At 67.9% G+C, this 20,289-nt stretch carries 24 protein-coding genes, 1 tRNA gene and 1 pseudogene; 10 read left to right on the forward strand and 16 right to left on the reverse strand.

The window, feature by feature from the left end; genetic code table 11:
* A pseudogene (locus AX708_RS13160) lies at positions 1-456 on the reverse strand (sensor histidine kinase); the annotation flags it as partial.
* A 267-nt stretch (positions 457-723) separates the two neighbouring features.
* Here AX708_RS13160 and AX708_RS13165 point away from each other — a divergent pair.
* The 3 genes from AX708_RS13165 to AX708_RS13175 all read left to right on the forward strand — a co-directional run bounded on the left by AX708_RS13165 (position 724) and on the right by AX708_RS13175 (position 2,653).
* Complete coding sequence (locus AX708_RS13165) at positions 724-1,185, forward strand: Lrp/AsnC family transcriptional regulator (RefSeq protein ID WP_066525791.1); 462 nt, start codon at positions 724-726, stop codon at positions 1,183-1,185.
* A 36-nt stretch (positions 1,186-1,221) separates the two neighbouring features.
* Positions 1,222-2,202 carry an acyltransferase gene (locus tag AX708_RS13170; protein ID WP_082745411.1) on the forward strand — a complete coding sequence of 327 codons (981 nt, stop codon included), beginning with the start codon at positions 1,222-1,224 and terminating at the stop codon, positions 2,200-2,202.
* A 73-nt stretch (positions 2,203-2,275) separates the two neighbouring features.
* Complete coding sequence (locus AX708_RS13175) at positions 2,276-2,653, forward strand: hypothetical protein (protein WP_156443271.1); 378 nt, start codon at positions 2,276-2,278, stop codon at positions 2,651-2,653.
* Here the strand turns inward: AX708_RS13175 and AX708_RS13180 are convergent.
* The 9 genes from AX708_RS13180 to AX708_RS13220 form a co-directional block, all read right to left on the reverse strand.
* Positions 2,650-3,960, reverse strand: a complete 1,311-nt coding sequence (locus tag AX708_RS13180; protein ID WP_066525781.1) for an NAD(P)/FAD-dependent oxidoreductase — start codon at positions 3,958-3,960, stop codon at positions 2,650-2,652. The genes AX708_RS13175 and AX708_RS13180 overlap by 4 nt on opposite strands.
* Positions 3,961-4,137: 177 nt before the next feature.
* Positions 4,138-4,746, reverse strand: a complete 609-nt coding sequence (locus AX708_RS13185; protein ID WP_082745410.1) for a phytanoyl-CoA dioxygenase family protein — start codon at positions 4,744-4,746, stop codon at positions 4,138-4,140.
* A gap of 56 nt (positions 4,747-4,802) precedes the next feature.
* The gene (gene accC, locus AX708_RS13190; RefSeq protein ID WP_066525777.1) at positions 4,803-6,152 is read right to left on the reverse strand and encodes an acetyl-CoA carboxylase biotin carboxylase subunit; all 1,350 of its coding nucleotides are present in this window, start codon (positions 6,150-6,152) and stop codon (positions 4,803-4,805) included.
* A gap of 4 nt (positions 6,153-6,156) precedes the next feature.
* Positions 6,157-6,672, reverse strand: coding sequence for an acetyl-CoA carboxylase biotin carboxyl carrier protein (accB, locus tag AX708_RS13195; RefSeq protein WP_066525775.1), 516 nt, complete (start codon positions 6,670-6,672; stop codon positions 6,157-6,159).
* A gap of 108 nt (positions 6,673-6,780) precedes the next feature.
* Positions 6,781-7,221, reverse strand: a complete 441-nt coding sequence (locus AX708_RS13200; RefSeq protein WP_066525772.1) for a type II 3-dehydroquinate dehydratase — start codon at positions 7,219-7,221, stop codon at positions 6,781-6,783.
* A gap of 4 nt (positions 7,222-7,225) precedes the next feature.
* On the reverse strand, positions 7,226-7,492 hold the full coding sequence (locus tag AX708_RS13205) for a Txe/YoeB family addiction module toxin (RefSeq protein ID WP_066525770.1): 267 nt from the start codon (positions 7,490-7,492) through the stop codon (positions 7,226-7,228).
* The gene (locus AX708_RS13210) at positions 7,489-7,743 is read right to left on the reverse strand and encodes a type II toxin-antitoxin system Phd/YefM family antitoxin (protein WP_066525767.1); all 255 of its coding nucleotides are present in this window, start codon (positions 7,741-7,743) and stop codon (positions 7,489-7,491) included. Before AX708_RS13210 ends, AX708_RS13205 begins: the two co-directional genes overlap by 4 nt.
* A gap of 61 nt (positions 7,744-7,804) precedes the next feature.
* Positions 7,805-8,218, reverse strand: coding sequence for a holin family protein (locus tag AX708_RS13215; RefSeq protein WP_066525765.1), 414 nt, complete (start codon positions 8,216-8,218; stop codon positions 7,805-7,807).
* Positions 8,219-8,289: 71 nt separating this feature from the next.
* On the reverse strand, positions 8,290-9,192 hold the full coding sequence (locus AX708_RS13220; RefSeq protein ID WP_066525761.1) for a CoA ester lyase: 903 nt from the start codon (positions 9,190-9,192) through the stop codon (positions 8,290-8,292).
* Between the two features lie 167 nt (positions 9,193-9,359).
* On the opposite strand from AX708_RS13220, the gene AX708_RS13225 reads away from it, so the two are divergent.
* Genes AX708_RS13225 through AX708_RS13235 form a run of 3 tightly spaced genes read left to right on the forward strand, consistent with a single transcriptional unit; the run spans position 9,360 to position 12,714 of the window.
* Complete coding sequence (locus AX708_RS13225) at positions 9,360-9,842, forward strand: (2Fe-2S)-binding protein (protein ID WP_066525759.1); 483 nt, start codon at positions 9,360-9,362, stop codon at positions 9,840-9,842.
* Entirely contained in the window at positions 9,839-12,106 is a 2,268-nt protein-coding gene (locus tag AX708_RS13230; RefSeq protein WP_197425878.1) for a xanthine dehydrogenase family protein molybdopterin-binding subunit, read from the forward strand. Before AX708_RS13225 ends, AX708_RS13230 begins: the two co-directional genes overlap by 4 nt.
* The gene (locus AX708_RS13235) at positions 12,103-12,714 is read left to right on the forward strand and encodes an NTP transferase domain-containing protein (protein WP_066525755.1); all 612 of its coding nucleotides are present in this window, start codon (positions 12,103-12,105) and stop codon (positions 12,712-12,714) included. Before AX708_RS13230 ends, AX708_RS13235 begins: the two co-directional genes overlap by 4 nt.
* On the opposite strand, the gene AX708_RS13240 is transcribed toward AX708_RS13235, so the two are convergent.
* Both AX708_RS13240 and AX708_RS13245 read right to left on the reverse strand, forming a co-directional pair.
* Positions 12,627-13,634: an XdhC family protein gene (locus AX708_RS13240; protein ID WP_066525753.1), complete on the reverse strand. Its 1,008-nt coding sequence runs from the start codon at positions 13,632-13,634 to the stop codon at positions 12,627-12,629. The two genes, AX708_RS13235 and AX708_RS13240, sit on opposite strands and share 88 nt — an antisense overlap.
* Positions 13,635-13,745: 111 nt before the next feature.
* Positions 13,746-13,822: transfer RNA gene (locus AX708_RS13245), tRNA-Pro, on the reverse strand.
* Positions 13,823-14,019: 197 nt separating this feature from the next.
* On the opposite strand from AX708_RS13245, the gene yajC reads away from it, so the two are divergent.
* From yajC to secF, 3 genes are all read left to right on the forward strand, one after another.
* A complete protein-coding gene (gene yajC / locus AX708_RS13250) occupies positions 14,020-14,346 on the forward strand; it encodes a preprotein translocase subunit YajC (protein ID WP_066525751.1) in 327 nt (108 codons plus the stop codon).
* Positions 14,347-14,407: 61 nt separating this feature from the next.
* The gene (secD, locus tag AX708_RS13255) at positions 14,408-16,006 is read left to right on the forward strand and encodes a protein translocase subunit SecD (protein ID WP_066525748.1); all 1,599 of its coding nucleotides are present in this window, start codon (positions 14,408-14,410) and stop codon (positions 16,004-16,006) included.
* A 13-nt stretch (positions 16,007-16,019) separates the two neighbouring features.
* Positions 16,020-17,000 carry a protein translocase subunit SecF gene (gene secF / locus AX708_RS13260; protein ID WP_066525746.1) on the forward strand — a complete coding sequence of 327 codons (981 nt, stop codon included), beginning with the start codon at positions 16,020-16,022 and terminating at the stop codon, positions 16,998-17,000.
* Between the two features lie 43 nt (positions 17,001-17,043).
* Here secF and AX708_RS13265 read toward each other — a convergent pair whose 3' ends face one another.
* Positions 17,044-18,222, reverse strand: a complete 1,179-nt coding sequence (locus AX708_RS13265; protein WP_066525740.1) for a glycosyltransferase — start codon at positions 18,220-18,222, stop codon at positions 17,044-17,046.
* Between the two features lie 24 nt (positions 18,223-18,246).
* Positions 18,247-18,822, reverse strand: coding sequence for a helix-turn-helix domain-containing protein (locus AX708_RS13270; RefSeq protein WP_066525738.1), 576 nt, complete (start codon positions 18,820-18,822; stop codon positions 18,247-18,249).
* A 96-nt stretch (positions 18,823-18,918) separates the two neighbouring features.
* Here AX708_RS13270 and AX708_RS13275 point away from each other — a divergent pair, with 96 nt between their 5' ends.
* The gene (locus tag AX708_RS13275; protein ID WP_066525737.1) at positions 18,919-19,401 is read left to right on the forward strand and encodes a DUF6456 domain-containing protein; all 483 of its coding nucleotides are present in this window, start codon (positions 18,919-18,921) and stop codon (positions 19,399-19,401) included.
* 27 nt (positions 19,402-19,428) lie between these two features.
* Here the strand turns inward: AX708_RS13275 and AX708_RS13280 are convergent, their stop codons facing one another.
* Positions 19,429-20,046 (reverse strand): uracil-DNA glycosylase family protein, encoded by a 618-nt coding sequence (locus tag AX708_RS13280; RefSeq protein WP_066525734.1) that lies wholly within the window; start codon positions 20,044-20,046, stop codon positions 19,429-19,431.
* The coding region (locus tag AX708_RS13285) for an ABC transporter C-terminal domain-containing protein (RefSeq protein ID WP_233999661.1) at positions 20,043-20,289 on the reverse strand (247 nt) is incomplete at its 5' end. The genes AX708_RS13285 and AX708_RS13280, both read right to left, overlap by 4 nt.

Below are 20,289 nucleotides of genomic sequence, written 5' to 3' on the forward strand. Positions count from 1 at the left end.
CGGTGCGGGCGCCGGCAGGCCGCGGTCATGCACCCCCAGCCGTTCGAGCAGCGCCTCGACATCGATCGGCAGATCGCGGCGCAGGCGCAGGAAGCCGCGCGCACGCACCGGCAGGCGCGGGATCAGCGCGGCCCAATCCTCGCTCGCAAGGTCGGCGCGGGTCACCGCAGCGGCGGCCACCTCGGGCTCCTGCTCGGCGAGATGCACCACCAGATCGGGGCTCTGGAAACGCCAGCCGGGCTCGCGGATCATGCTCGCGCGGGTCGCGGGGGGAATCGCGTCCGCCAGCGCATCGAGCCGCAGCCACGCCGCCGCGAGCAGGCTGCGGTCGCGCCTGCCGGAATGCGCCTGCGCGCGTCCGAGCAGATCGATCAATTGCCGGTACTGGGTGCGCATGCTCGCCTCGCCGGTGGCGCGCTGGCGCAGCACGGTGGCAAGGCGGTCGTCGAAAAACACGCGGGGCAACTCCTGAAGCACGCCGCCAGGCAGCGATTCGCATCTTTTCGCACCTGCCGCAGGGCGAGGATAGGCAGACTGCGCCAAACCGTCTTATCAGGATGGGGAAATTGTCACAGTCTGGCGTGAAAGGCGCGTTGCAAAGCGGGACAATTGCTGCCAGACCTAATAATATTAGCCGAGCGGGCCATCGGGCAAGCCGGTTGTTTCATGGATATCACAATGCACGGCCTTGCAGGGGCAAGGGGGGCGTGCCGGAGGAACTGAGTGGCCAATCTTGACGAAATCGACCGTCGCCTGCTGGCGGAACTGCAGGCGGAAGGCCGCGTCACCAATGTCGAACTCGCGCAGCGCGTGGGGCTGACCGCGCCGCCCTGCCTGCGCCGTGTGCGCGGGCTGGAGGAGGATGGAGTGATCCGCGGGTATCACGCCGATCTCGACCCGTCCAAGCTGGGCTTCGCGATCACCGTCTTCGCGATGGTGAGCCTCAAGAGCCAGGCCGAAAGCAGCTTGCGCGAATTCGAGGAGCACATGCGCGCGCTGCCCGAAGTGCGCGAGTGCCACATGCTCAACGGCGAAATCGACTTCATCCTCAAGATCGTCAGCAAGGACCTGCAGAGCTTCCAGGAATTCCTGACCGGCAAGCTTACCCCTGCGCCCAATGTGGAAAGCGTGAAGACCTCGCTCACGATCCGCACCGCCAAGCAGGAGCCGGGAGTTCCGCTGTAAACGACGTACCGCGCTGATCGGTGGGGGGCGCCGCAAATGGGCACAACCTTTCATGGGCTTCACAGCTTGCGGGGTCTTGCTGCGGTAGCGGTGCTGCTGTTCCACGCCAAAGCGGTGTTCGGAACCCAGCTGGCGCCAAGTGGCTATCTTGCCGTCGATCTGTTCTTCATTTTGTCGGGCTTCGTCATCGCGCATTCGTATGACCCGCGGTTCGAGGCCGGCCTCAGCCCGCGCACCTTCATCCTCGCGAGGGCCGCTCGGTTCTGGCCGCTGTTTGCCCTCGGCACGGCGTTCGGTGCGGCATGGCTGGCGCTGGAAAACATCGTCGCACCTCCCGCAGCCCTGTCGATTGCGGAGGTGATCGGCTTCTCCGTTCTGGCGCTGGCCTATGTGCCAGCGCCCGCGGCAGGCGACCTCTTCCCGCTGAACGTGCCCGCGTGGTCCCTGTTTTTCGAACTGATCGTCAACGCGGGCTTTGCCCTGTTCTTTTCCCTAAGCAAGACCCGCTGGTTGCTCGGTGTCGTTGCGATGTCAGCCGTGGCGCTCGCGATCATTTTGGCGTTCGACCTCTTCGACGTCCAGACTTGGGGCGGTGTTCGTGCCATCTACGGCTTTTCCTTGGGCGTCTTGCTTTACCGCAGCCGGTGGTCGCCCGCCCAGATGCCCGAATGGTTCGTGATCGCTGTTGTTTGCGCGACCTTCGCCTTGCCGGAGGGCAAGCTGGTCGAGGCGGCCTGCGTGTTCCTTGTCTACCCCCTCGCGATCGCCACATTGGCCTTCGCGGGGGGGGGGGCGTCGAGCCGGTTGCCGAAAATCCTGGGCGATCTGTCCTTTCCGCTCTACGCGCTGCATTATCCCATCCTGCAAGCCGCTCTGGGGGTGAGCGGTCAGCTTGCTTTGCCTGCCTGGCTGATTGGTCTCGCAGCGGTTGCCGGATGCTTTGTGACGGCTTGGCTTGGAGAAGTGCTGATTGATCGCCCGATCAGGAGGGCTCTCAAGCCGGGCACCCCGCAGTGATTGGCGCGATGTTCTGATATTATTGACGAAAATTCCATGCTACGCCTCCGGCGATCTCACAGAGGGTTGCAGCATGTTCGATGAACCTCCCGCGCCGCCGCCACCAGCCAGAGCTGAGACAGTGGCACCCGCCGTTCCGCTTGGTCTGCGCGAGCCGGAGGAGCGGGTGGTGATCGACCTCACGCAGTTCGTCCCACCGCCACCCGCCGAGCCATGCACCGACACGCCCGCCGATCCGCTCAATTCCGAGATCGTCGTCTGCGCCGCCACCGGCCCCGCGCCGCGCCTCGGCCCGGTGGTCGGCCCGGTCGACGACGGCTTCGGCAGCGCCATCCCGCGCGCCATCATCAGGCTTTCGGACACCGCCAGCGCCGAGGCCAATGCAACCGCGCCCGCGGTGGGCGGCATCAACGCCCAGGGCGGCGAGGTGCGCCTTAAGATCGACTTTTAGTGCAACTTCAGCCTCGGCCGCACGATGCGGTTCACGCGGCCGACCAGCATCAGGAAGGTCGCCTTGATCCAGCCGTGAATGCCGATCAGGTGCAGGCGGTAAAGCGAGGTATAGATGAACCGGGCCAGCCGGCCTTCAATGGCCATGCTCCCGCCGATGAGGTTGCCCATCAGGCTCCCCACGGTCGAGAAGCGCGAGAGCGACACCAGCGAGCCCTTGTCGCGGTAGACGAAATGGGTGAGCGGCCGCCCCTGCTGCATCCGCACGATGTTCTTGAACACCGTCTCGGCCATCTGGTGCGCGGCCTGCGCGCGCGGGGGGACGGGGCGGTCCTCGCCCGGGGGCGTGTAGCTGGCGCAGTCGCCGAGCGCGTAGATGCACGCGTCCTCGCGCGTCTGGAGCGTGTCGGTGACGATGATCTGGTTGCGCCCGTTGGTCTCGAGCCCCAGACTGCTGAGGAAATCCGCGCCCTTCACGCCCGCCGCCCAGACGATGAGATCGGCCTCGATCACCTCGCCGGTCCTGGTGACGAGCTGGCGCGGGCGGGCCTCGACCACCTGCACCCCCGGGCGCACCTGGACGCCGAGCACTTCGAGTTCGTGCTTGGCCGCCGCCGCCAGCTTTTCGGGGAGGGCAGGCAGGATGCGCGGGCCGGCTTCGAGCAGGGTCACATGCATCCGGCTCTCGTCGAACACTTCGAGGCCGTAGTGCCGCAAAGCGCCGGCCGCATTGTAGAGCTCGGCCGCCAGTTCCACGCCGGTCGCCCCGCCGCCGACGATCGCCACGCGCACCTGCTCGTCCGCGCCGGGATCGTTCATCATCGCCCGGCTGACGCGCAGGCAGTGGTTCAGCAGCCGCGTGCGGAAGCGGTCGGCCTGTTCGCGGCTGTCGAGGTAGAGGCAGTGCTCCTTCACCCCCGGCACCCCGAAATCGTTCGAGACCGATCCCAGCGCGAGGGCAAGGATATCGTAGCGGATGGTGTGGCCCGCGATCAGCTCGCTGCCGTCCTCGTCCTTGACGGGGGCGAGGCGGATGGTCTTCGCGGCGCGGTCGATGCCCTCGAGGCTGCCCTGAAAGAAGCGGTATCCCCAGCGGAAGCAGTGCCCGCGATAGCCGACCTCGTCGAGATTGGCGTCGAGCGAGCCCGCCGCGACCTCGTGCAGCAGCGGCTTCCAGATGTGTGACAGGTTCTTGTCGACAAGGATGATGTCGTGGCGTTTGCGGCCATACTTGGCGCCGAGCCTGCGGACCAGCTCCAGCCCGCCCGCGCCCCCGCCGACGACGACAATCTGGGTCTTGCGGTTCATTCAGGCACTCCTTGCCACACGTCGTCCAACGCAATCCCGATGCCTTGTTAGCGGGTGCGGCGGACAATTGCGCGTCAAATCAACGTGGCGTGCTGCAACGCATGTTGCGGTGCAGCATCAATGTCACAGCGCACGAGGCGGCAAACGGTTCCTGCGCTCCGGCAGCAAGGACATGCGCTAGACCGTGAGCGCCCATGCAAGCGGTGCGGGAAGTTCGGCTGCACTGAAATCGACCTGCACCACCCGCCGCCGCGCCGTCCCGCGCGAGCGCTGCGAGGCGTGTAGTATGGGCGTGGCATAGGCCCAGACGTCGCCGGGGGCCGCTAGGCACGTAGCCAAGGGGCTTTCGGCGATGGTAGCCGCGACATCGGGCTCGGCGATATAGCCTTGGCGGTGCGATCCCAGGGCGATCTCGAGCGGCGCGTTGTCGGGGGTGACCGGGTCGAGGTGGATGCGCAGCGTCAGCATCGTCGCGATCACGTCGAAGGGCGGCTGGACATGGGGGCTGCCCTGCTTGATTGTCCATGGGCCATATCCCGCAACCTCCGCCCGGGCGGCGACATTGATCGTGCGGTCCTGATGCCAACCGAGCGCCCAGTTGGCGTCAGGCGACTTGTCGAAAGCGATGGCGCGCACCGGACGCATGGAGCGCCCCGCCAGCCGTACCACCAGTTCCGCGATCGCCCCCGAACCCGTCAGGAACGGGGCCAATGCGCCGAGCCGGGTGATGCGCCTGCCGGGCGCAGGCGGCGCGGCGGAATAGCATTCCTCCAGTGCGGGCAACATGGCAGTGGCGGCGCCTGCAAACAGCTGCGCCCCGTCGCGGTCGAGCCGCAGATCGCTCAGACCTCTCGGCTCTCCAGCCAATTTTCCAGCCACTTGATCGAATAGTCGCCGTTGAGCACATCGTCCTGCCGCAGCAGTTCCTGGTGCAGCGGAATGTTGGTCTTCACGCCCTCAACCACCATTTCCTCGAGCGCGCGGCGCAGGCGCATGATGCAGCCCTCGCGGGTGCGGCCGTAGACGATCAGCTTGGCGATCATGCTGTCGTAGTACGGCGGGATGCGGTAGCCCGCGTAAAGCCCGCTATCGACCCGCACATGCATGCCGCCGGCCGCGTGGAAATAGCTCACGAGGCCGGGCGAAGGGGCGAAGTTGAACGGGTCCTCGGCGTTGATCCGGCATTCGATCGCGTGGCCCTTGAACTCGAGCTCGTCCTGCGTGACCGAGAGCGGGCGCCCTTCGGCGATGCGGATCTGTTCGCGCACGAGGTCGAGGCCGGTGATCGCCTCGGTCACGGGGTGTTCGACCTGCAGGCGGGTGTTCATCTCGATGAAGTAGAACTCGCCGTTTTCCCACAGGAACTCGATTGTCCCCGCACCGCGATAGCCCATGTCGCGCATCGCCTTGGCGCAGACTTCGCCCATGCGCATGCGCTCTTCGTGGCTGATGACGGGGGAGGGCGCCTCTTCGAGCACCTTCTGGTGGCGGCGCTGAAGCGAGCAGTCGCGCTCGCCCAGATGGATCGCGTTGCCGTTGCCGTCGCCAAACACCTGGAATTCGATGTGGCGCGGGTTGCCGAGGTACTTCTCGATATAGACCGTCGCATCACCGAAGGCGGCCTTGGCCTCGCTGCCCGCCTGCTGGATCAGCGTTTCGAGCTGGTCCGGGCTGTTGCACACCTTCATGCCGCGCCCGCCGCCGCCGCTCGCGGCCTTGATGATGACGGGGTAGCCCGCCGCCTCGGCAATCGCCTTGGCCTCGGCGATGTCGGACACCGCGCCGTCCGAGCCCGGCACCAGCGGCAGGCCCAATGCGCCCGCGGTGCGCTTGGCCTCGATCTTGTCGCCCATCGTGCGGATATGTTCGGGCTTGGGGCCGATCCAGATGATGTCGTGCGCTTCGACGATATCGGCGAACTTGGCGTTCTCCGATAGGAAGCCGTAGCCCGGGTGGATCGCGTCGCACTGCGCGATTTCCGCGGCCGAGATGATGTTGGCGATGTTGAGATAGCTCTCGGCCGCAGGCGGCGGGCCGATGCACACCGCGTGGTCGGCGAGGCGCACATGCATCGCGTCGGCATCGGCGGTGGAGTGCACCGCGACCGTCTCGATCCCCATTTCATGCGCCGCGCGGTGGATGCGCAAGGCGATCTCGCCGCGATTGGCGATCAGGATGCGTTTGATGCCCATGGGATCAGGAAATCACAACGAGGGGCTGGTCGAATTCGACCGGCTGGGCGGTCTCGATCAGGATCGCAGTGACCGTGCCGGACTTGGGCGCGGTGATCGGGTTCATGACCTTCATCGCCTCGACGATCAGCAGCGTGTCGCCTTCCTTCACGTCCTTGCCGATCGTGATGAAGGGTGCAGCGCCTGGCTCGGGCGTCAGGTAGGCGGTGCCGACCATCGGCGACTTGACCGCGTTCTTGAGGTCGGGGCCGGCGGGCGCTGCGGCTTCTGCCGGAGCAGGCGCGGCAGCGGCCGGCGCGGGGGCTGCAGCCGGAGCAGCGGGAGCTGCGGCGTATACGGGCGCGGCAGTGGCCACTGCGCCGCGCGAGACGCGGATCTTGCGGTCGTCATCCTCGACCTCGATCTCGGTAAGGCCGGTCTCGTTGAGCAGTTCGGCGAGTTCGCGCACCAGCGCGGTATCGATGTTCATGCCCGACTTGCGCCCGTTTGCCTTGCCGGATTGGCCAGCGTCGTTTGCCATGTATGCCCCTTGTTGAGTGCCGTGCGACCTGAAAGCGGCAGCGTCTATTGCCGCCAATTGCGGCAGGCAAGTGGCAGAGGTGCAAAATGTGAAAGTGGCGTGACGATTTCAGACCTCACCTGCCGCTACGGCTTCGAGCGCGATGATGTAGGAGCGCGCTCCGTGGCCCTCGACGGTCTTGGCGGCGGCCATGCCCACGTAGGAAAGGTGGCGGAAGGGCTCGCGGGTCTTGGGATCGGAGAGGTGGACCTCGATCACCGGCGTGCGGATCGCCTTGATCGCGTCGAGCAGCGCGACCGAAGTGTGGGTATAGGCCGCCGCATTGAGCAGCACCGCCCGCGCGCCCTCGGCCTGCGCTTCGTGCAGCCAGTCGACCAGCGCGCCTTCATAATTGGTCTGGCGCATGTCGATTTCGAGCCCGAGTTCGCGGGCGCGGTCTTCGAGCATTCCGGCTATATCGTCCAAGGTGGTGGTGCCATAGATCTCCGGCTCGCGCGTGCCGAGGAGATTGAGGTTGGGGCCGTTGAGGACGTAGACGAGGTTGGTCATGGGCTCAGTAGTGCGACCGGCACTGGATAATTTCCAGCGTTTGTTCGACCCCTTTACCGGTCACACGGTATACCAGCCGGTCCTCTTGCGTGATCCGCCGAGACCACCAGCCTTGCAAATCGCCCCGCAGAGGCTCCGGCTTGCCGGTTCCGTTGAACGGTGTTCGGCAGCACTGATCAATCAGGCCATTAAGCCTATCCAGCGCCTTACGGTCGCCTTCGATCCACACCTTGTACTCGTCCCACGCTTCCTGCGAGAACGCGACCTTCACGGTCTGACCAGATCGCGCACGAGCCCCTTACCGGCATTGAACTGCTCGATCCCGCTGCGCAGGCGTTTCGCGTTCTCAGGTGAGGAAAGCAGGTATTCGGTTTCCCGGATGGAGTTCCAGTCCGACAACGAAACCATAACCACTGCCTCGCCGTTGCGGCGGGTGATGATCGCTTCCGAATGGTCCTCGACCACCTTGTCCATCACGGACTTCAGGTTCTTGCGCGCTTCGCTGTAGGTCATCACGTTCATGGCAGGGCTCCTTGCGCATTAAATGTACGCTTGCTTGTACAAATGCAAGGTGAACGTGGCCCTACCGGTCCACCCCCTTGACCTTCCCCCACTGGCGCGCCGCCGTGTAGCCGAGGTAGCCGGTGCCGAACAGGGCGTAGAGCGGCTCGGGCAGCCCTGCGAGGTAAGCGTTCATCCCCGCCGCGATCTCGCGCGCGGCCGAGGGGTTGAAGGCCGAGAGCACCCCCATCGGAAGCGAGGCGAGCAGCAGGATGTACATCACGTAGAGAAAGCTCGGCCGCGCGCGGCTGGTCCACGGGTCGCTCGAATTCGCCTCGGCGACGATCGCCTGCAATTGCGTCTCGAGCATCTGCATTTCCTGCGTGCCCTGCAGCGCGATCAGCTCGAGCTTGGCCTTGGCCTGAGCTTCCTTGTCGGGGATGATCTTGTCGATGATCGAGGCGATGGGGCCGATGAGGACGTCGATGAGGGCCATGGCGCGCGCTCCTTTCAGGTGAGTCGCGTAACCAAATAACCAAATAGGTTAGAGTAGGAAAAGGAAATAACCTATTGCGCGCCCGCTTCGGCGAGCAGCCGCTGCGCCAGCACCAGATGCGGGCGGTCGAGCATCGCGCCGTCCAATGCCACCACCCCCGCGCCCGGGTGATCGGCGAAGGCCTGCACCACGGCGCGGGCGTGGGCGAGTTCCTCGGCGCTGGGGGTGAAGGCTGCGTTGATCGGATCGACCTGCGCAGGGTGGATCGCGAGCATTCCGCCGAACCCTTGGGCCCGCACCCGCCGCGCGCGGGCCGCCAGTGCCTCGAGGTCGCGGAATTCGGGCTGCACCGTCTCGATCGCCGCCACGCCTGCCGCCGCCGCGCCGATCAGGCACAGGCTGCGCGCCATCTCGTAGGTGTGCGAATACTCGCCATCCGGCCCGCGCTGCTCGCGCGCGCCGAGCGCCGAGGACAGGTCCTCCGCCCCCCAGCTCATCGCCACCAGCCGCGCCTTGCCGGGGTAATCGCCCGCGTAGTCGCCTGTCTTGAACATCGCCGCCGCCGTCTCGGTCACCAGCGCGGCGATCAGGGTGCGGCCCAGCGGGATCCCGTTCGCCGCCTCCAGCGCGGTCAGATAGTGGTGGAGCCGCGTCACATCCGCCGCCCCTTCGGCCTTGGGCAGGAACACCCCGCCGGGACGCGCAGGGATGATTGCGACAAGATCGGCGATGCAGTCGTGCCCCGTGACCGGATTGATCCGCACCCACAAACGCGCCCTGTTCGCCGAGGCGGCGATCTGCGCCGCGACCATCTGGCGCGCGGCTGGCTTGTTCTCGGGCGAGACCGAATCCTCGAGATCGAGCAGCACGATATCCGCCGCGCCCCCTTCGGCCTTGCCCATCTTCTTCTCGCTGTCGCCGGGCGCGAACAGCCACGAGCGCATTCTCGGCGGGGTGGGAATGGTGTGGGGCATCGGACTTCCTCTCCTCGGTCCCCAAGCGCTTACGAAGCGCGCCTGCCCATCGCAAGCCTGCGTCATTTGCCGCAGGCCGCGCGGGCAAGCGTCTTTCCGTTTGGAGAGGAGGGCCATGCGTTGCTATACACAACCCAAATTACCAACCAGCGGGGGAGCGCCGCCTCATGGCAATCGCATTTTCTGTGAACGGCAAGCCAGTGAGCGTGGAGGCCGATGCCGACACGCCGCTGCTCTGGGCCTTGCGTGACGATCTCGGCCTTACCGGCACCAAGTTCGGCTGCGGCATCGCCGCCTGCGGGGCCTGCTCGGTCCATGTCGACGGCAACCTCACCCGCTCGTGCAGCGTGCCTGTGGGCGAGGTCGCGGGCAAGGCGGTGACCACTATCGAAGGGCTCAAGGCTGCCGATGGCACGCTCCACAAGGTCCAGCAGGCGTGGATCGAGGCTCAGGTGCCGCAATGCGGCTATTGCCAGTCGGGCCAGATCATGGCGGCTGTCGCGCTGATCGATCAGGTCGGCTCGCCCAGCGACGAACAGATCGACGAGGCGATGACCAATATCTGCCGCTGCGGCACCTATCCGCGCATCCGCAAGGCGATCCTCGCGGCGACGGGCGCCGCCGCCACCGCTCAGACGGGAGACGCATGATGGCCGATAATCCCAATCCCGATATCGACCTGCCGGAAACCGCTGCGCCCGCGGCCAAGCCCAAGAAGAAGGGCATCAAGCGTCGCATCTTCCTCGCCGGCTCCGCGCTGGTGGTGGGCGGCGGCATCTTCGGCGTGTGGTGGACCGACAGCTCGGTCAAGGCGCGCGGCAATGCCCTGATCGGCGGCAAGGGCAAGCCCGCTTTCGGCAGCGTCATGACCATTGCCGAGGACGATACGGTCACCGTCTTCTCGCCGCATATCGACTTCGGCCAGGGTTCGCACACCGCGCTCGCGCAGATGCTGGCGGACGAGCTCGATGCGAAGTGGGACAAGGTCGGAATCGAGCAGGCCCCGGCCGACCTCGCCTTCGCCAACAGCGCGCTCGCCAAGGGCTTCCTGCCGACGATGACCGGTGAATTCGCTGCCGGGCTGCTGCCCGATGCCGTGATCGGCATGATGGCCCGCTCGATGCCGCTTATGATCACCGGCGGCTCCTCGGCGATCCGCTTCACCGGCGAGATCGCGATGCGCCGCACCGGCGCGGCGGTGCGCGCGGCGCTGATCGCCGAAGCCGCCAACCGGCTGGGCGTGCCGGAGAGCGAGCTGACCACCGCCGACAGCGTCGTCACCCACGCCAAGTCGGGCAAGTCGCTGCGCTATGGCGAGCTGGCGGCAGGCGCGGCGGAGCGCTCGCTGGCGAGCGATCCGGTGCTCAAGACCCGCGACCAGTGGAAGCTGATCGGCACCGGCGTGCCGCGCCGTGACATTCCGGGCAAGGTCGATGGCTCGGCGGTCTACGGGATCGACTTCACCCTGCCCGACATGCGCGTCGCGACCATCGCGGCGGCCCCGGTGCGCGGCGGCAAGCTGGAGAGCGTCGACGAGGCCCCGGCGCTCGCCGTCAAGGGTGTCGAGAAAGTCATCAAGCTGCCCGACGCGGTGGTGGTGGTGGGCAAGGGCTACTGGCCCGCGACCAAGGGCTTGCAGGCCCTCAGCCCCAAATTCTCCGACGGCGGCCATGCGGCGGTCTCGACCCCGGCGATCTATGCGGCGCAAGCCAAGCTGATCGCGGGCGGCAAGGCGGACAACGAGGGCGGATCGGGCGACGTTGACGGCGCCTTCAAGGCCCCCGGCGCCAAGCTGGTCGAGGCCGAATACCGCGTCCCCTTTCTCCACCACGCGATGATGGAGCCCTTCGCGCTCACCGGCCATTTCAAGGACGGCAAGCTCACCATCTGGGGCGGCTTGCAGGATCCGCTCAGCACCCGCGCGCGGGCGGCCAAGGCGATCGGGCTCGATATCGAGGACGTCACCTTCAACACGATGATCATGGGCGGCGGTTTCGGCCGGCGCTTCCCCGACATCGTCGAGATCATCGACCAGATCGCGCTGGTGGCCAAGGAAGTGCCCTATCCCGTCAAGCTGGTGTGGAGCCGCGAGCAGGAGGTCACCCACGGCTCCTATCGCCCGCAATCCTCGGCGAAGCTTTCGGCCTCGCTCAAGGATGGCGCGATCACCGCGCTACGGATCGATTACGCGCAGAGCGGGAATGCCGAAGGCGAGGTGCCCTTCATCTACAGCATCCCCGCGACCTCGCGGCGGCACTTTGCCTACCAGTCGAACCAGATCGACGGGCCGTGGCGCTCGGTCAACGCGACGCAGCTGGGCTTCTACACCGAGAGCTTCATGGACGAACTCGCGCTGGCGGCGGGGGCTGACCCCTACCAGTTCCGGCGCAAGCATCTCGCCGAGGGATCGCGCTACCTGAAGGTGCTCGACGAGGTCGCCAAGCGCTCGGGCTGGGGCACGCCGCTGCCCGCTGGCGTGGGCCGGGGCATCGCGATCGTCGAGTGCTTCGACACGATCGTCGCCGAGGTGGTCGAGGCCACTCTGAAAGAGGACGGCAGCCCCAAGGTGCTGCGCGCCTTCGCGGTGGTCGATTGCGGCACGACGGTGAACCCGCTGAACGCCGAGGCGCAAATCATGGGCGGCCTCATCATGGGGCTATCGTCCGGCATCGGCGAGGCGGTGACGCTCGACAAGGGCGCGGTGGTGGAGAGCAATTTCTCGGACTATCCGATCCTGAAGCTGGCCGATGCGCCCCCGGCGGTGGACGTGCACTTCCTCGACAGCGGGGCGAAGACCGGCGGGATCGGGGAGCCGGGGCTGCCGCCCGCGACGCCCGCGCTGGCGAATGCGCTCGCCTCGCTGACCGGCAAGCGCATCCGCAACCTGCCGATCCTGACGCAAGCCAAGGCTTGAGCCTGGAGCGCTGGTCGGCGCTGATCCTCGCCGGAGGGGCGGGGCGGCGCTTTGCCAAAGGTGGCGGTGGCGGCAAGCTGCTGGCCGATCTCGGCGGCGCGCCGGTGATCCGGCGCGTGGCGGACGCTGTAGTCAGTGTCGGATTCGCCGAGGTGATTGTCATCACCGGGGCTGGGGACGTCGGCATCAGACGCGCGCTGGCGGGTGCCGATGTGTCCGTCTGTCACGCGCCCGGCTGGGCCGAAGGCATGGCGGCGAGCCTGCGCACCGGGGTGGCAGCGTTCTCCAGCAAAGCCGCGGGCGTGTGCGTCTTCCTCGGCGACATGCCGCTGGTGCCGATGGCGCTGTGCGGGCCGCTGATAGAGGCGGCCGAGCGCGCAGGCTATGCCGCGCGGCCCCGCTGCGATGGCCGGCCCGGGCATCCCGTCGCCTTCACCCGCGCCGCCTTCGCCGACCTGCTGGCGCTCGAGGGCGACACCGGGGCGAGTGCGTTGCTGAGCGCGCAGGGGGCGGGGGCCGCCTACCTCGACACCGCCGAGCGCGGCGTGCTGCTCGATATCGACACCCCCGCCGACCTCGAAGCCGCCGCCGCGGCGTGGAAGGCCTGACCGACCTCGGCGACCAGCGACAGCGCCACCTCGCGCGGGGCCTTGCCGAAGCCGGCGAGCCCGATCGGGGCATGAAGGCGCGCCAGCGCCGCTTCCGGGACGCCGTGGCCGCGCAGCTTGGCGATGCGCTGCTCGATCCGCACCCGCGCCCCGACCGCGCCGACATAGAAGGCCTCGCTCTGCAAGGCAGCGGCCAGCCCGCGCTCGTCATCCTCGCGGTCGTGCGAGAGCACCGCGATGGCGGTCCAGCGGTCGGGCGCGATGGCGGCGAGCGCAGCCTCCGGGTCGCCGCGGTGGTAGGCGATGCCCGGCATGGGCGCAGCCTCCGGACCGCCGGGCGTGATCAGCGCGACCTGCCAGCCCATCGCCAGCGCGAGGCTGGCCGCGGTGAGCGTTCCACCATCCTCGCCGATCAGGACCAGTCTCAATGGCGGGGGGAAAAGGCGGGTGTAGCGCGCGCCGTCCCAGTGGTCGGCGGGAGGCGCCTCGCCTGCGGCTTCGGCGTGGCGGGTGGTGCCGTCGCTCGACCACAGTACCGGCGCGCGGTTGCGCCACCCGTCGAGCAGCGCCGCCACCGCCGGTTCGTCGGCGGCAACCGGCTCGACCAGCACGGTGATCCCCGACCCGCAGGCGAGCCTGATGTCGATCCAAGGGCTGCCCTCGCCATAGCGCAAGATGCGCGAGCACCCTTCGGCAATCGCCTCGCGGCCGTGGCGGGCGACGTCGTCCTCGATGCATCCGCCCGAGAGAAACCCCCAGTGCTCGTCGTCCGTGATCAGCATTTGCGCCCCCGCATCGCGCGGCGCCGAGCCGTCGACCGCGACCAGCGTGGCAAGCGCGAATCGCTCCGGCAGGGCGGGCAGCGCCAGCAGCGCCTCGCGGATATCGTCGACAGGAGCGGCAAGACGCCAGCGGGTCATGGGCGGCGGGGGACTTTCGTCGACGGGCGGGAACAGTTCCGCCAGCCTAGCCCGCACGTGTCTCTCGCGCAATTGCGCGGGGCGGATCGGCGGCTTGCAGGAGAATTCCACTGGTCGGGACGAGAGGATTCGAACCTCCGACCCCCACACCCCCAGTGTGATGCGCTACCAGGCTGCGCTACGTCCCGTCACCAGTGGAGCGGGGCCTATAGGCGCGGTGTCACGGGCTGGCAAGCGGGTTTGAGTGGGCACCGGCGTTGCACCTGTGCACCGTATGCACCCCCTCGCGATTGCGACCCGCTTGCAATGCTGCTAGGCGCGCCCACTTGGATGCACGGGGCGCACGCCCCGGACGAATTTCACGGGATCTGACGGGCTCTATCGCATGACAATCGACCTTCTCGCTGCCGCTGCCGGGGCGGGCGCTACGCCGCCGGCCTGGATCAGCTTTCTGCCGATCGTCGGCATGATCGCGATCTTCTGGTTCCTGATCATCTCCCCGCAGATGAAGAAGCAGAAGGAGCACCAGGCCAAGGTCGCCGCCGTCAAGAAGGGCGATCAGGTGGTCACCGCGGGCGGCCTTGTCGGCAAGGTCGTCAAGGTCGACGATGTCTATGTCGAGCTCGATCTCGGCCCCAATGTCCGCGTCAAGGCGATCAAGGCGACGCTGGGCGATGTCATCGCGCCGGGCGGCAAGCCCGCCAACGACTGATCCGGCCGCGCAGCCTTGCGGCCTGCCGACCATGAACCCTTGCGTGTGAGACTCTGACGCAATGCTCGACTTTCCCCTCTGGAAGAAGCTCTCGCTGTGGGCGATGACGCTGGCGGCCTCGCTGCTGGCGCTGCCCTCGCTGGCCAATGTCGCCGGGCTCGACTGGCCTTCGGCGCTGCCTGATCCGCAGGTCAACCTCGGGCTCGACCTTGCCGGCGGCTCGCACCTGCTGCTCGAGGCCAAGGCCGCCGACGTGCGCGCGCAGCGGCTCGAGAACATGGAGGACACGGTCCGCCAGCTGATGCGCAACGCGACGCCGCGCATCCGCATCGGCGACGTTTCGACCGCAGGCGGCCAGCTGTCCTTCATTCTCGAGAACGCCGCCGATATCGACCGCGCGCGCGGGCTGATCGAGCCGGTGATGCAAGGGCAGACCACCGTGCGCGAGTGGGAGCTCAGCGTGGTCGATGGCCAGCGCATCGTGCTGACCCAGACCGATGCGGGCGTCAACCAGGCAATCGACGATGCGATGGACAGCGCCACCGAAGTCGTGCGCCGCCGCATCGACGAGCTCGGCACGCGCGAGCCGACCATCATCCGCCAGGGCGCGACCCGGATCGTCGTGCAGGTGCCGGGCCTGCAGGATCCCGAGGCGCTCAAGAAGCTGCTCGGCCAGACCGCGCAGCTCGAATTCAAGCTGGTCGACCTCAATGCTCTGCCCAGCAATGTCGAGGCCGGCATCGCGCCTCCGGGCAGCCAGATCGTCGCCTTCGCGCCGGGCACGCCGGGCGCGGGCGGCGCGCTTGCGGTCAAGCGGCTGGGCGGGATCCGCGGCGACAATCTCACCGACGCCAAGGCCGGTGTCGACCAGCAGAACGGGCAGAACGTTGTCAACATCGCCTTCGACGCGCAAGGCGGGGCGAAGTTCGCCAAGCTGACCACTGAGAATGTCGGCAAGCCCTTCGCGATCATCCTCGATGGCCAGGTGCTCTCGGCGCCCAACATCAACGAGCCGATCATCGGCGGCCGGGCGCAGATCGCGGGGAGCTTCACCGCGGAAAGCGCCAACCAGCTTGCGATTGCGCTGCGCTCGGGCGCGCTGCCGGTGCCGCTGGCGGTGGTCGAGGAACGCACCGTCGGGCCGGACCTCGGCGCGGATTCGATCCGCAAGGGCCTGCTCGCGATGGGCATCGGCAGCCTTGCGGTGATCGCGCTGATGATCGTCAGCTACGGCCGCTTCGGGATCTACGCGACCGTGGCGCTGGTGTTCAACGTGCTGATGCTGCTCGGGCTGATGGCGGTCGGCGGGTTCACGCTGAGCCTGCCGGGGATCGCCGGCTTCGTCATCACCATCGGCGCGGCGGTCGATGCCAACGTGCTCATCAACGAGCGCATCCGCGAGGAGCGCGCGCGCGGGCGGCGGGTGGTCGCCGCGGTCGAGACCGGCTACAAGGAAGCGAGCCGCGCGATCTTCGACGCGAACCTCACCAACCTCATCTCCGCGCTGGCGCTGGGCGTCTTCGGCTCCGGGCCGGTGCGCGGCTTTGCAGTGGTGCTGTTCATCGGCATCATCACCTCGGTGTTCACCGGCGTGACGCTGACCCGCATGTTCGTTGCCGGCTGGCTGCGCAAGGCGCGCCCCAACGACATCAATATCTGAGGAGCAAGCATCCATGAAACTCCTGAAGCTTGTCCCCGACAACACCAACATCAAGTTCCTTAAGCTCCGCATCCCGTTCTTCGTGCTCAGCATCGTGCTGATCGTGGGGAGCTGGGTCGCGGTGGCGGTCAACGGCCTCGCCTTCGGCGTCGACTTTGCCGGCGGGCAGGAAGTGCGCATGACCTTCACGCAGAGCCAGACCGCCCCGATTCCATCCTTGCGCGAGAAGATCGCGGGGCTCGGCTACGGCGAGCCGGTGGTGCAGGAATTCGGCGCGCCCAACCAGGTCTCGATCCGGGTCAAGCTGCCCGACGGGGCCGAGCAGGCCCCCGATGCCGCCAAGGCGATCGGCGAGCGGGTGATCGCGGCGGTCAAGGCCGATTACAAGGACGCGCGGGTCGACGGCAACGACACGGTTTCGGGCAAGGTTGCGGGCGAGTTCCGCGACAAGGCGATCCTCGCGCTGCTCGCGGCCATGGCGGCGGTCTCGCTCTACATCTGGGTGCGCTTCGAATGGCAGTTCGGCGTGGGCGCGATGTTCGCGCTGGTCCACGACGTGTCGATCACGCTCGGGCTGTTCGCGCTGACGCAGATGGAGTTCAGCCTGCAGATCGTCGCCGCGATCCTCGCGATCATCGGCTATTCGCTGAACGACACCATCGTCGTCTACGACCGGATCCGCGAGAACCTCAAGAAATACCGCAAGATGGAGATGGGCGCGCTGCTCGACCTCTCGGTCAACGAGACGCTGGCGCGCACCGTCATGACCTCGCTGACGTTGTTCATCGCGCTGATCCCGCTGCTGTTCTTCGGCCCGCCGAGCCTGTTCGGCATGGTCGCGGCGATCACCGTCGGCCTGTTCGTGGGGACCTATTCCTCGATCTACATGGCCGGGCCGCTGCTGATCTGGATGGGGGTGACGACCAACAGCTTCGTTCCCGCCGCAGAAACGCCGCTCGAAAAGCAGGAAAAGCTGGCGAAGGGGCAGGGCTGAGACTTTCGAGTCCCTCCCCATTCCGATGGAACGGGGAGGGTCTCTAGGCCACCAGCCCCTCCCAATGCGCCGCCAGCGCGGCGGCATTGGCGTCCCAGGAAAAACCCTCGGTCAGTGCGGCGACCGCCTCGCGCGCCGGCGGGGCGGCGAGGATCGCGTTGACCGCCGCTGCGACCGCCTCGGGCGTGCGCTCGACCAACCGCCCGGCCGTCTCGCTTGCGATCAGCTCGCGCGCGCCGCCGACATCGCAGGTCACCACCGGCGTCCCGCAGGCGAGCGCCTCGACCCATGCATTGGCGAGGCCCTCGTTGTTGGTCGGCAGCACCATCACGTCGGCCGCCGAGAGCAGCAGCGGCATCAGGTCGTGGTCGATCGAGCCGGCAAAGAACACCCTTTCGGTCAGGCCTTCGCTCGCGGTCAGCGCGCGCAACGCCGCCTCGTCCTCGCCCTTGCCGATCAGCACCAGCCGCGCATCGGGGACCATGTGGAGCGCCTTGATCGCCACCGCCTGCCCCTTGCGCGGGATCAGCGCGCCGACGCAGGCGAGCAGCGGCACCCCCGTCGGCATGGCGAACCCGAGCTCGTCCGATAGCTGGCGGCGCAGCTGCGGGTGATCGAAGGGCCGGAAACGGTCGCGGTCGAGCCCGGTGTAGTGGAGGGCGATCCTGTCCTCGGGCATCCCCATTGCCGCCATCTGCGCGGCCAGATCGCGGCTCACCGCCAGCAGCCCGGCGGCCTGGCGGGCGGCCTCGACCATCTGGGTGCGGGCGAAGGCTTGCAGGCCCCAGAAGGTAATGTCGCCGCCGCGCGCCTTGATCGACAGTGGCAGGCCGAGCTCGCGCGCGATGATTGCGGCGGCGGGGCCATCGGGGAAGAAGAACTGGGCATCGACGATATCGAACGGCGTCTCGGCATGGAGCCTGCGCACCAGCGACCCCGCAGCGCGGGCGATGGCGGCGGCATTGAGCCGCGCGCCGAACCGCGGGATCAGCGAGAAATGCGGGCGGTGGACGGTGATCCCGCCTTCCTCGGCCACGCCCGGCAGGTCGGCAAGCGCGCGGTAGCGGCCCAGCGCCAGCGGCGGCAGGCCGATCGGGTTCACCACCGTCACCCGCCAGTCCCCAGGCTTCGCCAGCGCTTCGATCGAACGCGCTACGAAGGTGCCGAACCGCGGGTTCACCGGGTTGGGATAGAGCGTCGAGAGAACGAGGGCGCGTTTCACGCCGGCCTCTCTAGCGCGCGCATCTTAAAGCGCTCTGACCAGCATGAAGGCGACCGCTACCCAGGGTGGATTGTCGATCACCACCTGTTTCACGCCCGCGCCGGGGGGCAGCAGCCGGACGCGGGCACCGTCGCGCTCGATCAGCCGCCCGAAGGCGAAGCGCCCGCCGGAGCGCGGGACGAGGCAGTCGCGGTTCATGGCGCCTTGCAGATTGTCCGTATCGGTGGGGCGCAGCCACACGAGGTCGCCCGGCCGATATTCGCCTGTGCTGTCGGTGACCGCGAGGACCATGGCGGGCGGTCCGTCACCCTCGGCGAGGGCGCTCGGCGCAAGCGCCTCGCGCGGGCGGGACAGGGCCTGCGGTCCGGCGGCGGTAAGATCGGCGACGATCTGCGCAGGCGCAGCCGCCTCGTCGCGCATCAGGCTGGCAGGATCGACGCCCATCGCGGCGGCGATCTTGTTCATCCATCCGAGCGAGAGGCGGCGCATCCCGGTCTCGAGTCGGCCGATGGTCTGCGCGGTGGTCGGCGGATCGCAGGCGGCGGCAAGATCGGCCAGCGTCAGCCCCTTGGCCTTCCGGATATCGCGGATGCGGTTCATTGTCTCACCCTGCCAACTAACCGTATTGGTGTTTTTTCTTTCCTACATATAGTCGGTTTTGGCAAGCCCCACCGGTAACAGCCGGAGGAATCGCCCATGAAGCGCCATCTTGTCGAACGCGAACTGACTTCCGAAGGCCCGCGCCATCGTCCGGCCGGGCCCGGCGGCCTCGCGCGCTCGCGCTCGGTGACGGTCAATCTCGCCGAGAGCCCGCTTTCCTGGCTGCATGCGCGCGGGCATCTCTCCGAGCGCCTGTTCGATGCGGGCGAGGCGCTGCGGGCCGATTACGAGCGCGCGCAGCTGCCGGCGAGCATCACCATGCGCTGGGACCCGGTGCGCGCCAAGTCGACCGCGCCGGGCGGGCTCGATCCGAGCGAGAAGCACATCGCCGCGCGCCGCCGCTTCGACGGGGCGATCAGCGCGGCGGGGCGGGGGCTGGAGGACATCCTGTGGCGCGTGGTCTGCGCGGGCGAGGCGCTGCCGGAGGCCGAAAAGCGCCTCGGCTGGCCCTCGCGCAGCGGCAAGCTGGTGCTGCGCATCGCGCTCGAGCGGGTGGCGGATTACTACCGGATCAGGTGAGGCGGTTTTCGTGCTCTGGACAGTGTCTCATGTGTCTCCAACAGGCTCGAGGCGGGCCGCCACCAGCGCCCGCAGCGCGGGGAGCACCTCGGCCTCGAACCACGGGTGCTTGGCCATCCACAGCCGCGAGCGCCACGCGGGGTGGGGGAGGGCGATGCGATTGCCGAACTGCCCGAAAGCGCGCACGCGCTCGGTCAACGACCAGCGCTTGACCTCGGGCAGGTAGCGGGCCTGGGCATGGGTGCCGACGAGCAGCGTGAGCCGGTCCTCCGGCAGGTGGGCGAGCACCACGTCGTGCCACTGCGGGGCGCACTCGCGGCGCGGCGGGGCGTCGCCGCCGGCGGCGCGGCCGGGGTAGCAGAAGCCCATCGGCATCTGCGCGACCTTGGCCTCGTCGTAGAAGACGGCCTTGTCGATCCCGAGCCAGCCGCGCAGCCGGTCGCCGCTGTCGTCGTCCCACGGGATGCCGGAGAGGTGGACGCGGGTGCCCGGTGCCTGTCCGATGATGAGCACCCGCGCGGTGGCCGAGAAGCGGGTGATCGGGCGCGGGCCAAGCGGCAGGTGCGCGGCGCACAGGGTGCAGGCGGCGATGGCCGCGTTGAGGTCCTCGATGCTGTCGTGCCCCTGTGCTGCGGGGCCGGTCATCCTTCGACCAGCTCGGCGAGGGTCAGCCAGCGCTCCTCGGCCGCGTCCTTCTCGGCCCGGGCATTGGCGATGCCTTGGCTGATGGCGGCGAAGCGCGCGGGGTCGGCGGTGTAGAGCGCGGGGTCCGAGAGCAGCGCCTCGCCCTTGGCGATCGCGGCTTCGAGCTCGGCGATGCGGGCCGGGAGGATCTCGTAGTCGCGCTGGTCCTTGTAGGTGAGCTTGGGCGCGGCGGCGGGCTTGGGC

Source organism: Erythrobacter sp. CCH5-A1, from assembly GCF_001557115.1.
Taxonomy (GTDB): Bacteria; Pseudomonadota; Alphaproteobacteria; order Sphingomonadales; family Sphingomonadaceae; genus Erythrobacter.